The sequence below is a fragment of the Variovorax raffinosi genome (genome assembly GCF_051216615.1).
In the GTDB taxonomy this organism is placed as follows: domain Bacteria; phylum Pseudomonadota; class Gammaproteobacteria; order Burkholderiales; family Burkholderiaceae_C; genus Variovorax.
On sequence record NZ_JBPJZR010000013.1, the window covers coordinates 78597 to 91787 of the forward strand.

The 13191-nt window shown below is 67.1% G+C and carries 14 protein-coding genes; 6 read left to right on the forward strand and 8 right to left on the reverse strand.

All coding sequences use genetic code 11. The features are described from left to right. The first annotated feature begins 90 nt into the window (after positions 1 to 90). Entirely contained in the window at positions 91 to 792 is a 702-nt protein-coding gene (locus tag ACSFB7_RS30310; protein WP_435476032.1) for a glutathione S-transferase family protein, read from the forward strand. A 96-nt stretch (positions 793 to 888) separates the two neighbouring features. Here ACSFB7_RS30310 and ACSFB7_RS30315 read toward each other — a convergent pair whose 3' ends face one another. From ACSFB7_RS30315 to ACSFB7_RS30340, 6 genes are all read right to left on the reverse strand, one after another. Then, positions 889 to 1863, reverse strand: a complete 975-nt coding sequence (locus ACSFB7_RS30315) for a tripartite tricarboxylate transporter substrate-binding protein (RefSeq protein WP_435476033.1) — start codon at positions 1861 to 1863, stop codon at positions 889 to 891. 24 nt (positions 1864 to 1887) lie between these two features. Continuing rightward, a complete protein-coding gene (locus tag ACSFB7_RS30320; protein ID WP_435476034.1) occupies positions 1888 to 3255 on the reverse strand; it encodes an arylsulfatase in 1368 nt (455 codons plus the stop codon). A gap of 84 nt (positions 3256 to 3339) precedes the next feature. Beyond that, entirely contained in the window at positions 3340 to 4251 is a 912-nt protein-coding gene (locus tag ACSFB7_RS30325; RefSeq protein ID WP_435476036.1) for a LysR family transcriptional regulator, read from the reverse strand. A gap of 71 nt (positions 4252 to 4322) precedes the next feature. Further along, positions 4323 to 5630 (reverse strand): c-type cytochrome, encoded by a 1308-nt coding sequence (locus ACSFB7_RS30330; protein ID WP_435476037.1) that lies wholly within the window; start codon positions 5628 to 5630, stop codon positions 4323 to 4325. Further along, the gene (locus ACSFB7_RS30335; protein WP_435476038.1) at positions 5627 to 7888 is read right to left on the reverse strand and encodes a xanthine dehydrogenase family protein molybdopterin-binding subunit; all 2262 of its coding nucleotides are present in this window, start codon (positions 7886 to 7888) and stop codon (positions 5627 to 5629) included. The genes ACSFB7_RS30330 and ACSFB7_RS30335 overlap by 4 nt, the downstream gene beginning before the upstream one ends. Beyond that, positions 7885 to 8388, reverse strand: a complete 504-nt coding sequence (locus ACSFB7_RS30340; RefSeq protein WP_435476039.1) for a (2Fe-2S)-binding protein — start codon at positions 8386 to 8388, stop codon at positions 7885 to 7887. The genes ACSFB7_RS30335 and ACSFB7_RS30340 overlap by 4 nt, the downstream gene beginning before the upstream one ends. A 127-nt stretch (positions 8389 to 8515) precedes the next feature. Between ACSFB7_RS30340 and ACSFB7_RS30345 the strand changes: the two genes are divergently transcribed. After that, a complete protein-coding gene (locus ACSFB7_RS30345; RefSeq protein WP_435476040.1) occupies positions 8516 to 8944 on the forward strand; it encodes a DUF2721 domain-containing protein in 429 nt (142 codons plus the stop codon). A 34-nt stretch (positions 8945 to 8978) separates the two neighbouring features. Here ACSFB7_RS30345 and ACSFB7_RS30350 read toward each other — a convergent pair whose 3' ends face one another. Beyond that, positions 8979 to 9449 carry a hypothetical protein gene (locus ACSFB7_RS30350; RefSeq protein ID WP_435476041.1) on the reverse strand — a complete coding sequence of 157 codons (471 nt, stop codon included), beginning with the start codon at positions 9447 to 9449 and terminating at the stop codon, positions 8979 to 8981. 137 nt (positions 9450 to 9586) lie between these two features. Next, positions 9587 to 10600 carry a LysR family transcriptional regulator gene (locus tag ACSFB7_RS30355; protein ID WP_435476042.1) on the reverse strand — a complete coding sequence of 338 codons (1014 nt, stop codon included), beginning with the start codon at positions 10598 to 10600 and terminating at the stop codon, positions 9587 to 9589. Between the two features lie 73 nt (positions 10601 to 10673). On the opposite strand from ACSFB7_RS30355, the gene ACSFB7_RS30360 reads away from it, so the two are divergent. Genes ACSFB7_RS30360 through ACSFB7_RS30375 form a run of 4 tightly spaced genes read left to right on the forward strand, consistent with a single transcriptional unit; the run spans position 10674 to position 13191 of the window. Further along, on the forward strand, positions 10674 to 11198 hold the full coding sequence (locus ACSFB7_RS30360; protein ID WP_435476043.1) for a GAF domain-containing protein: 525 nt from the start codon (positions 10674 to 10676) through the stop codon (positions 11196 to 11198). A gap of 12 nt (positions 11199 to 11210) precedes the next feature. Beyond that, positions 11211 to 11618 carry a VOC family protein gene (locus tag ACSFB7_RS30365; RefSeq protein WP_435476044.1) on the forward strand — a complete coding sequence of 136 codons (408 nt, stop codon included), beginning with the start codon at positions 11211 to 11213 and terminating at the stop codon, positions 11616 to 11618. Further along, a complete protein-coding gene (locus ACSFB7_RS30370) occupies positions 11615 to 12409 on the forward strand; it encodes an alpha/beta fold hydrolase (RefSeq protein ID WP_435476046.1) in 795 nt (264 codons plus the stop codon). Before ACSFB7_RS30365 ends, ACSFB7_RS30370 begins: the two co-directional genes overlap by 4 nt. Beyond that, positions 12406 to 13191, forward strand: coding sequence for an ABC transporter ATP-binding protein (locus ACSFB7_RS30375; RefSeq protein WP_435476047.1), 786 nt, complete (start codon positions 12406 to 12408; stop codon positions 13189 to 13191). Before ACSFB7_RS30370 ends, ACSFB7_RS30375 begins: the two co-directional genes overlap by 4 nt.

The following is a 13191-nucleotide window of genomic DNA, read 5'->3' on the forward strand; positions in this document are numbered from 1 at the left end:
TGCGCGCGCGCCAGCCAATCGACGCAAGGCGCAGCGGGGAGGGCGTGCGACGATCGGGGCCGCAACTCCTGGCGTCGAGCCCTCCATTCGATGATCACGCTCTACCACTGCCCGAATGCGCGCTCGTTCCGGGTGCTCTGGATGCTCGAAGAGCTTGGTGTTCCCTACCAGTTGGAGGTGCTTCCGTTTCCGCCACGGGTGCTGCACCGCGAATACCTGAAGCTCAACCCGCAGGGCACGGTGCCGCTGATGGTCGACGGCGAAACACGCATGACCGAGTCGGTGGCCATCTGCCAGTACCTGGCCGGCCGCCATGCGCCGACGCCGCTGAACGTGGAGCCCGACGAGGGCGCCTATGGGGCGTACCTGAACTGGCTCTGCTTCGGCGAAGCCTCACTGACCTTTCCGCTGACGGTGCTGCTTCGCTACGTGCTGCTGGAGCCCGAGGAACGCCGGCAGCCCCAGGCTGCGCACGACTACGCGCAGTTCTTTTACGGACGCCTGCGAACGCTGGAGAAGCTGCTGGAGGGGCAGGACTTCGCATGCGCCGGCCGGTTCACCGCCGCCGACATTTCGGTGGGCTACGCCTTGCTGCTGGCCAGAGTGCTGGGCCAGCAGGAGCGCTTCGGCCCGGCGGTGCAGCGCTACTGGGAGCACCTGAGTTCGCGCGCGGGCTTCGAGCGTGCGATGTCGGTGCAGGACACGGCCGCCGACCGATTGGGCATTCCACGCTTGCCGACGTCGGGGGTGGGACTGGGGGCGCGGCCGTCGAGCGCGTCAGGCGGACGGTGACGAGGGCCATGGGCCTCCAGGGAAGGTCGAGGCGGGAACACCGGCCGTCGAGGCTGGTGCTCATGCCAACGGTTCAGTGGCAGTCCCACGCCATCTTTACTCCAGGCTGAGACCGGACTTCTGCACCAGATCCTTCCACTTCCTGCTGTCGCGCGAAACGAAGCCCTGAAGATCCGCCGGCGAGCCCGGCCGTGGGTCCATGCCCGCTGCATCGACCGCCTTCCTGAAGGCCGGCAAGGTGACGATCTCGCGCAGCGCCGCATTCAGCTTCTGCACCGTCGCCGCAGGCGTCTTTGCCGGTACCGCGACGGCAAACCATTGCGTCGCCTCGTAGCCCGCAAAGCCCGATTCGGCAAAGGTGGGCACGTTGGGGAGGCTGGCGATGCGGCTGGGCGTCGTCACGGCGTAGGCCTTGAGCTTGCCGGCGAGAACGAAGGGAAGCACCGTGGAAGAGCCGAGGATGGCCAGCGGCACCTGTCCGCCCAGGACATCGTTGAGAGCGGCGCTGCCGCCCTTGTAGGGGATGTGCGCCATCTTCACGCCCGCCATCTGGTTCAGCAGTTCCCCCGCGAGGTGCTGGCCCGTCCCGTTGCCCGAGCTCGCATACGACCAGGCCGCAGGGTTCTTCTTCGCCTCGGAGATCACGTCCTTCAGCGATGGCAGCGCCTGCGATGCCGGGCCGACCAGGATCATCGGGCCATCGGCCAGTTGCATGACGGGTGCGAGTTCCGTGCCGATCTCGGGCTCGGGCCGGGGGAACAGGATGGGGCCGGGGACGGTGATCAACGTCGTTCCGTCGGGCGCGCTTCGGGCGGCGGCCTTCAGTGCGATGGCACCCGCCGCGCCGGGGCGGTTGTCCACCACGACAGACTGGCCCGTCTTCTTCGCCAACTGCTCGGCGGCCACCCGGGTCAGCACGTCCACCGTGCCGCCGGGCGGGAATCCGACGATCCAGGTGATGGGCTTCGCAGGCCAGGTGTCGGCCTGTTGTGCAAGAGCGGCTGGCGGGGCAAGGACCAGAAGTGCCGTGGAGGCGAGGATGCCGGCCCAGAGGGAAATGGCTTTGGTCATCGTGGTTTCTTTTTCTGAAGTCGCTCAGCTTGCGTTGCCGCGCTGCACTGGGGCCGTCGCGGGACCTTCGGGCGCACCCGGCGGCGTGTTCGGATGCGCGACAAAGCTCTGCTGGAAGTTGCGCACCAGGCGCAGGACGGGGCCGAACACCCAGGTGTTGAACACCCCCACGTCGGTTTCTTCCTTCGGGTCGCGCGTCAGGTTGAACAGATAGGGCGACTCCAGCCGTCCCTGGCCGCTGTTCACTTCGGGCTCCCAGAAGAAGTGGAGCTTCCAGTCGCGCCACTTGACCGCCCGCAGGTCGTTCTTGATGTAGAACGGAAAGCCCTCGCGGTTCGATTTCTCCTGCTGCCCCAGCAGGAAGGGCAATTGATCGACGCCATCGATCGGGCGGTCCGATGGCAACTCGGCGCCGCCCAGCAGGCTCAGCGTGGTGAAGAGGTCGGTCACATGCACGATCTCGTTGCTGACCCTGCCTGCCTGCACGTGCCCCGGCCAGCGCATGATGAAGGGCACGCGCAGGCTGCCTTCCATGGCCGTGTGGTACGTGCCGCGCCACGGGCCCGCGGTGCCGCGGTAGGGCGCGCGAAACTCGGGACCGTTGTCGCTGCAGAAGATGAACACCGTGTTCTCTGCGATGCCGAGCCGGTCGACCTCGTCGATGACCTGGCCCACGCGGTGGTCCATCTCCGCCATCGAATCGGCGAAATCTCCCGCGCCGGTCTTGCCGGCAAAGTCGGGGTGCGGCAGCGTCGGAAAGTGCAGGTGCACCAGCGGCAGGTACAGAAAGAACGGCCGCCGGGCCGCGTGCTGGCGGCGCATGAAATCGATGGAGCGCTCGGCCAGTTCTGCATCGATGTGGCGACGGCTGTCCAGGTCGTACACCTTCACCTGCTGCGACGGCTCGCCGCTGCGCCCCTGCATGATGTACGGCAGCTCCGCAACGCTCGGGTCGTAGCCAACCGAAGAGGTGAACTGGCTCTCGTCGGTGGTGCGCGGAATGCCGTACCACTCGTCGAAGCCCCGGTCGCTGGGGTAGCGGCCGGGCACGTCGCCCAGGTGCCATTTGCCGAAGTGCGCCGTTGCGTACCCCTGCCCCGAGAGTTGCTGTGCGAGCGTGATCTCCCCCGGCGTCAGGCCTTGCGGCAGGCCCGGCGGCACCGATTGCAGGCAGCCCGTGCGAATGGGATGGCGGCCGCTCATCAACGCGGAGCGCGTCGGCACGCAATCGCTCTCCACGTTGTAGTTCTGCAGCAGCAGTCCTTCGGCCGCGAGCCGGTCGATGCGCGGTGTCGGGGCGCCGCGCAGCGCGCCGCCGCCGTAGCAACCCAGCTCCCCCCAGCCGAGGTTGTCGGCCATGATGAAAACAATGTTGGGCGCGGGGTGCTTCATGGTTCGGACTCCAGTGAGATGCTTGCTTGCTGTCACTGTAGGCACAGGCAGGTGCCGGCGCGTGTCCCGAACCGATGGGTGGTCTTAACTTTTGTTCATGTCCTGGCCGGCCGACCGCAGCGCTTGCGCGAATTCGTCCATGAGCGGGGACCAATAGGCTTCGGGCCGGAAGAAGAGCGACACGGCGCGAACGAGGACGAGCTGCGCCAGCGGAACCGCAACGATGTGATGCGTGACCGGCGTGTCCATCAGCGAACTCGGGGCAAACGAAATCAGGTCGGTGGCACGCACGATCGACAGGGTCCAGGCCGAGCTGACATCGACCTCGATCGACACCTGGGGCGGCTTCAGGCCCACGCTTGCGAACAGTTCGTCGAGCCTTGTCCTTGCCGCCGAAGCGGCGCTCGGAAGAATCCAGGAGCAGGCGGACAGATCCGCAAGGCGCAGCCTTTGCATGTCCAGCAAGGGATGCCCCTCGCGAACCACCGGCACCAGCGAATCGCTTCCCACCACCAGTTGCTTCAGATCGGCCGGGACCGTGTCGTAGGTGGGCACGACGGCCATGTCGACATGGCCGTTGCGCAGTCGCTCGAGCATCACATCCGAGGCCGCGACGCTGACCTGCGCATGCATGGCAGGGCGCTTGGGTTGCAGCTTCGCCAACGCGGGCGCCACGAAGGTCTCCAGCATGGCGATGGAGGCCCCGATCCGCAGCAGCCCAGCGCGGCCCGTGCGCACATCGCTTGCGTGCCGCAGTGCTTCATCGTGCTCGACGCAGATGCGCCGCGCGCGCTCGACAAACGCGGTGCCGAAAGCCGTCAACTGCATGCCCTGGCCTGATCGCTCGAAGATGCGAAGGCCCAGTTCATCTTCGAGGCGCCGGATCGACTTGGACAAGGCCGCGGGCGTCAGGCCCAGGTTGCTCGCGGCCTGCGCCAGTTGCCCGACCTCGGCGACGGCCAGGAAGTACTCCACATCACGAATGGCGAGCGGCATTGTCGGAAAGAGAAGGTTCGGGCAAGGGGTGAAGAACGCAGTAGCCCGGCCATTCTCCGGCACTCGATGGACTACTGTGTTCGCTGCCTGGCCACGAACTCCGGCGTCACCGTGCCTTGCTTGTTGCCGAACTGCGCGATGACGTAGTTGGCCAGCGCGGCGACTTCGGTGTCGGTGTAGGCCTTGCCGAAGGCCGGCATGTAGACCTCCTGGTCGTGCACCCGCATCCTCACGCCCTGCAGGATCATCTGCGTGACGTTGGAACCGTCGGGGTCGTTCACGCCGCGCGTTCCCAGCAGCGACGCGTTGGCGCTCTGCTGGCCCTGTCCGTTCCACTGGTGGCAGCTCGCGCATGCCGCCGCGAAGAGCCGCAGCCCCTGCTCGTGGCCCTCGGCCGTGTTGGATGCGGGCGCCGCCGCGCTCGCGGCCACGGCCCAGGGCGCCTTGGCATCGATCTCGATCGGGTTCTTGCCCGGCTTCGCGGGCACGGTGCGCAGATAGCTCACCAGCGCCGCGGCGTCGTCCGGCTTCAGGTACTGCAGGCTGTGCTCCACCGCCTCGCCCATCGGGCCCGAGGCCGAGCCGCGGCCCGGTGCGTATCCGGTCGTCAGGTAGGCGGCAATCTCGGCGTCGCTCCAAGCGCCGATGCCGTTCTTTGCATCCGAGGTGATGTTGTAGGCGCGCCAGCCCTGTATCGATTCACCCGCGAGGTTGTTGCTGGTTTCCATCGCGAAGCCCACGTTGCGCGGCGTGTGGCATTCCGCGCAGTGGCCGAGCGCCGTGGCGAGGTACTTGCCCTGGTTCCATGCGGGCGGCTTCGACGGGTCGGGCTCGAAGCGGCTGCTCTTGAAGAAGGCCGCGTTCCAGAAGCCCATGGCCCAGCGCTGGTTGAACGGAAAGCCCAGGTCGGCTTCCTTGTTCGGCTGGTTCACCTTGGGCAGGCTGAAGATGTAGGCCTTGATGGCCAGCGCGTCGTTGCGGCTCAGCGCGGTGTACGAGGTGTACGGGAAGGCGGGGTACAGGCGCTTGCCGTCGGCACGCACGCCGTCATGCAGCGCGCGCACGAACTGGTCGTCGCTCCATTTGCCGATGCCTGTTTCAGGGTCGGCCGTGATGTTCGACGAGTAGATCGTGCCGAACGGCAGCACGAAGGGCAGTCCGCCCGCAAAGGGCTGCCCCTTGCCGCCGGGCACCGTGTGGCAGGCGATGCAGTCGGCCGCCTTGGTGAGGTACTCGCCGCGCACGAGCAGCGCCGCATCGGGCGCGGCACCGGCCAGCGCCGGCGCCTCGCCCTCGGACTTGTCGGTACGATTCAGAAAGAAGTACAGCGCCGCGCCGACGACGAACAGCACCACCAGCACCTTGAAGAGTCGCTTCATGCTGCGCTCCTTTCGCCGTGTTCACCGCGTTCGTTGGGCCCGGCACTGGCGATCTTTTTCTTCAGCGCTTCCTTGTCCTGCGCAAGCAGCGCGCGGTTCACCGGCAACGCGCGCAGCCGCACGCCGGTGGCCGCGAAGATCGCGTTCGCGAGCGCCGGTGCGGCGATGGCGGTGCCGACTTCGCCGAGGCCGCCAGGCGCTTCGCCGCTCTTGATGGTGTAGACCTCGATCGGCGGCGCCTCGTTGATGCGCAGCATCCGGTAGTCGTGGAAGTTGCTCTGCTCGATGGCGCCGTCGCGCAGCGTGATCTCGCTGAAGAGCGCGGCGCTCAGGCCGAACAGCAGGCCGCCCTGGAGCTGCGCCTCGATGGAGCTTGCGTTCACGGCAATGCCGCAGTCGAGCGTGACCACCGCGCGCCGCATGCGCACTTCGCCCTGCGGCGAGACTTCGACTTCGATCATGGCGCACACGCGGCTGCCGAAGGGATCACCCACCGCCACGCCGCGCCCGACACGCGCGGGCAACGCGCCCTTGCCCCAGCCCATCTTTTCGGCGGCCAGGTCGAGCACGGCCAGCGTGCGCGGGTTCTTCTTGAGCAAAGCCCGCCGGTAGGCGACCGGGTCTTTCTTGGCGCGCTGCGCCAGCTCGTCGATGAAGCTCTCCATGACGAAGAGGTTGTGCGTCGGGCCCACGCCGCGCCACCAGCCGACGTTCAGGCCCGGTGGCATGTCGTGCCGCACCCACTCGACCTTGAGGTTCGGCAGGTCGTAGCAGGGCTCGGCCACGCATTCGATCAGGTCGCCGTCCATGCCGTCCTTGCCCATGAAGGCGGGGGCCCAGCGGCCCAGCACGGTGCCGCCCGAGATGCGGTCGCCGAACCAGAGGATCTGCCCGTCACCGTCGACCACGGCCGAGATGTCGTCGTGGTACATGGGGCGCACGATGTCGTGGCGAATGTCTTCCTCGCGCGTCCACACCACCTTGAGCGGGTAGGGCACCTGCTTGGCGAAGGCCACCGCCTGCTCGACCGAGTCGGTCTCCAAACGCCGGCCGAAGCCGCCGCCCAGGTACTGGTTGTGCAGCACCACCTTGTCGGCGGCAAGGCCGGTGATCTTGGCCGCCACGCTCACGCAGCGCGTCGGCACCTGCGTGCCGACCCATATCTCGCACTGGTCGGGCCGCACGTGCACCGTGGTGTTGAGCGGCTCCATCGTCGCGTGGGCCAGCATCGGCAGGTCGTAGGTGGCCTGCACCAGCGTGCCCTCGGGCCGCTTGCCGGTTTCCTTGCCGATGATGGCCTTGTCCTTCGCCAGCGCATTGGCCAGCGCCGAGCGCAGCTCCTGCGTGGTGAGCGTGGCGTTCTGGCCCGGCGTCCACTGGATCGTCAACGCATCGAGGCCGCGCTTGGCCGCCCAGAAATGCTCGCCCACCACCGCGACCGCGTCCTTGATGCGCAGCACGTCGATCACGCCGGGAATCGCCCGCGCCGCCTTGTCGTCCACCGAGGCCAGCACGCCGCCGAGCGTGGGGCTGGCCCTGACCGTTGCCACCTTCATGCCCGGCAGGCGCACGTCGATGCCGAATTGCGTGGTGCCGTTGACCTTGTCGGCCGAATCGACGCGCCGCAGCGGCTGGCCGATGAGCTTGAAATCTTTCGGCTCCTTCAGCGTCACCTTTTCCGGCATCGGCAGCTTGGCAGCGGCACTGGAGAGCGCGCCGAAGCCCGACTGCCGGTTGGACGCGGCATGGCTCACCACGCCGCGCGCCACCGTGCAGCTCGCGGGGTCGACCTTCCATTGCGCGGCGGCCGCACTGACCAGCAGCGTGCGTGCCACGGCGCCCGCCTCGCGCAGCACGCCATAGGTGCCGCGCGTGCTGGTCGATCCGCCGGTGATCTGGCCGCCGAGCAGCGGCATGCCGTAGAGCGCCTCGTTCGGCGGCGAATGCTCCACGCGCACCTGGTCGAGTTCGACGCCCAGTTCCTCGGCCAGCAGCATCGCCGAGCCGGTGTAGATCGCCTGGCCCATCTCGACCATCGGCATCACGAGGCGCACGCCGCCATCGGCATCGATGCGAACGAAAGCATTCGGAGCGAATGCGGGGTTGCCATCCGCGAGCGCGGCGGCTGCGTCGCCCGGCTGCTGCCGGGGGCTGATCGCGGCGAAGGCCTTGCTGCTGCCGCCGACCCAGGTGAAGGCGAGCGCCAAACCACCGGCCTGCAGCGCGGCACGCCTGCTGATGCCTGCGGCCGGCTTCATGATGCGCTCCTGGCCGGCATCGCGACCACCGACTGCAGCACTTCGGCCTTGCCGGTCGCGGCCTGCTTGATGGCCGCGCGGATGCGCGAGTAGGTACAGCATCGACAGACGTTGCCCGACATGGCCATGTCGATGTCGGCGTCGCTCGGGTTGGGCGTGCGCTGGATCAGCGCGGCGGCGGACATGATCTGCCCCGACTGGCAGTAGCCGCACTGCACCACGTCGACGTCGAGCCAGGCTTTCTGGATGCTCTTGCCCGCAGGGGTCTGCGAGATGGCTTCGATGGTGGTGATGGCCTTCTTGCCGATCGTGCCGACCGGCAGCACGCATGAGCGCACGGGCTGGCCGTCCAGGTGCACGGTGCAGGCGCCGCATTGCGCGATGCCGCAGCCGAACTTGGTGCCGGTCAGACCGACGATGTCGCGCAGGGCCCAGAGCAGGGGCATGTCCTCTGGCGCGTTGACGGCAACGGACTTGCCGTTGATGTTGAGATCGATCATGGATCCTGCCTTTTTTCTGAGGTTCATCGTGGGCGGCACCGAACCATAACGCGACTTTGAAGAATGTGCTTGGGTCGCTTCGGCTGTGGATGGCGCCCGGCCCCGGCATCGGGTTACTCTCGCTTCCATGCTCAGCATCCACGCAGACACCTCCCATGTGATCCAGTTGGCCGTCGGGCCGTCGTTCATGCTGGCGGCGATCGGGGGCACTCTCACGGTCCTCACGAACCGGCTGGCACGGGTGAACGACCGCATGCACAAATGCCGCGACGAACGCGAGGGCGCCGTGCCCGCCAGGTGCACCGAACTCGACTCCGAACTTTCCATGCTCAACCGTCGGGCAAAGATCCTCAATGCAGCGGTCTCCACCGGCGCGCTGTGCGGCGTCATCGTCTGCCTGCTGATCGGTTCGCTGTTCGTGGCGAACGAGCTTGGGCTGGCCTTCGACCGGCCGGTGGCGGTTCTCTTCGTGGTGGCGATGCTCGCGCTGATCGCCACCTACGCGCTGCTGCTGGTCGAGGTTTTCGTGACGCAGCGCAGCATCAACCCGACCTAGCGTTCATGGCACAAGGCGCGGTGGGCGCGCCTGCTCAGCAGGGGTCCAGTGACGAGTCGTCGGCCTGCGCCTGCGCCTGGGTGCTGCGCCGCGACCGGGCACGCTGCACCAGCAGGCCGATCAGCAGCGCGGCCGCTGCGGAGCCGGCAAGGCCGCCCGAGCTGGTGAGCAGATGCGCGAGGCTGTCGACGGTCTCGACGCTCACCTGCTGCGCATGGTGGACCAGCGCCACCATGTCGGCGGCGTGGATGTTCTGGAGGTCGTCCACGCGCACGTTCAGCTCTTGCCCCGCGTTGCGGAACCTGATCTTCGCGAAGATGCCGTTGGCGATGGCCACAAGCGAGAGAACGCCCAGCGGCCGCAGCAGCGTTTCGACGAGGTGGCAGCGTTCCGCCGCGGGTGCCGATTCATAGACCTGCGCCACCAGCGTTGGAATCGCCAGCTCGGACTGGGTATCGAGAGATGCCGGGGTACTCCCGCCGGGTTGCAATGCAATGGATGTCATACCGTCTTCTTCCTTTGCGTCATGCGTCCCGGCAGCATCGGCCGACGAATCGACATCGGGCACCGGCTGCCGGTCACCCGGATGTTGGCGTTGCGGTGTGCGTTCCTTGATGAAGGAGCCGTAAAGCCCCGGTGACTTTACGCAAACGGAGGTGACTGCTGTTTGCCCTGGGTACGCGCCGATGAGCGTTGCTGCGTCATCTCGGCCGTGGCCTTCACGACCACGCCTTTCAATTCCCGCACCATGACGTTCTCTTGCAATGCAGCAGTGGTGAGAAAGCTCACTGGCGGAAGATTCCAACCCAGTTGGTAGGGCAGTGCCCGCCAGTGCCCTTTGGCCTCCATGTCGTCCACGACGTCACGGGAAAGAATCGAAATCGCGTTCGGCTCGTCGCGCAGGGCGGTCTCCAGGGTCCGGATGGACGTGGTCTCCAGCATGGGCACCGGCGGCTGCACGCCTGCGCCGACGAAGACCGCGTTGTAGGTCCGTCGCATCGGTGTGTTCGGCGGTGGAAGGATCCAGTCGAGCTTGGCCAGCCGGGCCCAATCCAGCGGACCACGCGAAAGCCTTCTTGCACTCTTGGCGGACACCACGAGGCATGGCGCCTGCTCGTAGAACGCCTCCTGCACGAGCCCGGTGGCGTCGCCGTCGTAGGAGCGGCCGATCGCGCAGTCGAGTTCCCGGGCCAGCAGCAGGCCCACCAACTCGTCGGTGGTGCCTTCGCGCACCATCGCCGTCACGCGCGGTGTGCGATGCAGCAGATGGTCCAGCAGGGCGGAGATGAATTTTTGCGGCACCTGCTGCGTGAGTCCGAGCCGCACGCGGCCGCCCCGGCCCGCTTCGTAGGATGAAAGAACCTGGGCGGTGGCTTCCAGCTCCGCCAGCCAGCGTTTCGCATAGGCCAGGACTGCTTCGCCCGAGGGCGTTGGCACGAGGCCGCGACTCGTGCGCTCGAAGATCGGGCTGCCGAAGATGTCCTCGACCTCCTTGAGCGCCTTGGTCACGGCGGGTTGGCTCAGCCGCATCTCGGCGGCGACCCGGCCCAGTGTTCGATGGCGATCGATGCGCTGCAGCAAGGCGAGTTGCCGCAGCTTCAGGCGGGAGAGCAGCGTCTGGTGCAGTGCAGCAGCGGGATCGTGAAAGAGCGCCAAGCCATAACTCCAGGGTTATCAGTTCATCAGTTTATAAGCGCTTCTTGTGAATTGCCTGACCTAGACTTTCTTCATGAAATCGTCATGCAGCCTCGAAGACCAGGACCTGGACGTTCTCGCGGCCTGCGCCACGCAGGAAGAGGGAATGCACACGCTCGACAGGCTCAGGCGCCGGATCGCCCCGCAGTCGATCTTCAGCATCCAGCGCAATGTGACGACCGCGCGCGATGCGGCGGGCGAAGTGCTTCTGCGTCGATTCCATTCGTCGGAGGCGGCCAGCTTTCCGGTCGACGGCACGAAGCGCAAGACGCTGACGCCCTGGGCCGAGTGCCTCTTCGTTCAGGGGCGCGTCTTCATCGGCGAGGGCGAGGATGTGCTCGCGCAGCACTTCGACGACTTCGATCAGATGCGCTCGCACAGGCTGCGCAGCGTGATCAACGTGCCGCTCATGCAGGGCACGCTCTGTTACGCCACCTTCAATGTCTTCGGCACCCGCGAGCGTTGGCTGCCGGAAGAAGTTTTCGGCATCCGGCTGCTGGCGCTCGCAGCCATGCGCTGGGTACCGGCCATGCCCGGGCTTTCCTACCGATTCGACTGAAGGAGCACTGCCATGCCCGTGACCGCCTTGCACCACTACACGATCCGCTGCGCGCCGGACGAGTTGCCCGAGCTGGTGGACTTCTACACCCGCGTGATGCGCCTGCAGGTCGGCGCACGGCCGGAGATTCCGGCGCCCGGTGCCTGGCTCTACGCGAACGGGCAGCCGATCGTGCACCTGTTCGCGCACCTTTCCACGCGGGATGCCGCGCCGCAACCGCCCACGGGGCATGTCGACCACATCTCCTTCCGTTCGCACGGCCTGGCCGAGATGCGCGCGCATCTGGGCGCGCTTGGCGTGCCCTTCAGCGAGGCACCGATCCCGGGCTGGGACATCCATCAGTTGTTCCTGCATGACCCGCGCGGACTGAAGGTGGAAATGACCTTCTGGCTGGCCGATGAAGCGGGAGGCGCCGCATGACGACGCACTTCCTGCAGGTGGGCGAGGTGCGCATCGCCTACGACCGCGAGGGCGACGGCCCGCCGCTCGTGCTCATGCATGGCGCAGAGGCCACGCGGCAGATGTTCGCAACGCTCGTGCCGCATCTGAGCCGCCACTTCACCGTGATCGCCTACGACCAGCGCGACTGCGGCGAAACCGAGGCCCCGGAACGCGCCTCCACGCTGTCGGATCTGGCGGACGATGCGCAGCGATTCATCGGCGCGCTGGGCTTCAAACGCGCGCATGTCTTCGGGTCGTCTTTCGGCGGCCGTGTGGCGCAGGCGCTGGCCTTGCTGTATCCGCGCGCTGTCGATCACCTGGTGCTGGGCAGCACATGGCCACTGCCCAGGCCCATCGAAGAGCTGTGCCCCGATGCGCGGCGTCTTGGCGAGTTGCGACGCGGTCTTCCAGGCACTGCGGAAGAGCTGGCGACCTGGTTCTTTCCCGAAGCCTTCCTGAAGCAAAGGCCGGAACTGCGGCGCATCTTCGCCAGTGCACGGCCCGAATCGGCACGGTCCGCACGCCGCCTCGCGACCGTGCAGACCGGCCTCGAATTCGGCGTGGCCGACATCGTCGCGCCCACGCTGTTGCTGGCCGGCGAGCTCGACCGCGTGGTGCCGCCGAGCGTGACGCTGGCGATGGCCGCTCGCATCCGTGGTGCCGACGCGGTGCTGATGCCGGGCGTCGGGCATGTGACGGCGCTGCAGGCACCCGAGGTGCTGGCCCGCCACATGGTTCGTTTTCTGGACCCCGCGGGAGCCATCGCATGAATGCACCGCTACGGCCCGACTACATCCGCATCGAGGGCCTGTCCAAGACCTTCGGCGGTGGCAGCGAAGGCGTGCTCGCGCTGAAAGACATCGATTGCAGCATCCAGCAGGGCAGCTTCGTCACCATCGTCGGGCCCAGCGGCTGCGGCAAGAGCACGCTGCTGCGCATCCTGGCCGGGCTGCTCGACTACAGCACCGGCTCGGTGATGCTCGACGGCCAGCCGATCCGCGGCACGCGGCGCGATGTGGGCGTGGTCTTCCAGAGTTCCATCCTGCTGCCCTGGCGCACCATTCTCGAAAACGTCATGCTGCCGGCCGAAGTGCTCGGGCTGGACGCGAAGAAGGCGCGCGAACGCGCCATGCAGTTGCTGCAGATGGTGCGGCTCGAAGGCTTCGAGCACAAGCTGCCGCGCCAGTTGAGCGGCGGCATGCAGCAGCGCGCATCGATCGCGCGGGCGCTGCTGCATGACCCCAAGATCCTCTTGATGGATGAGCCCTTCGGTGCGCTCGACGCCATGACGCGCGAGCGCATGAACCTGGAGTTGCAGCGCATCTGGATGGAAAGCGGCAAGACCGTGGTGCTCATCACGCATTCGATACCCGAGGCTGTGTTCCTGGGCGACAGGGTGTTCGTGATGTCGCCCCGCCCCGGCACGCTTGAGCGCGTGCTGCCCATCGACCTGCCGCGCCCGCGCTCGATGGACGCGATGTCCCACCCGACCTTCGCCGCGGCTTCCGCGTCGATCCGCGAGCGTTTCTCGCATGCCGCTTCGTTCGACTGA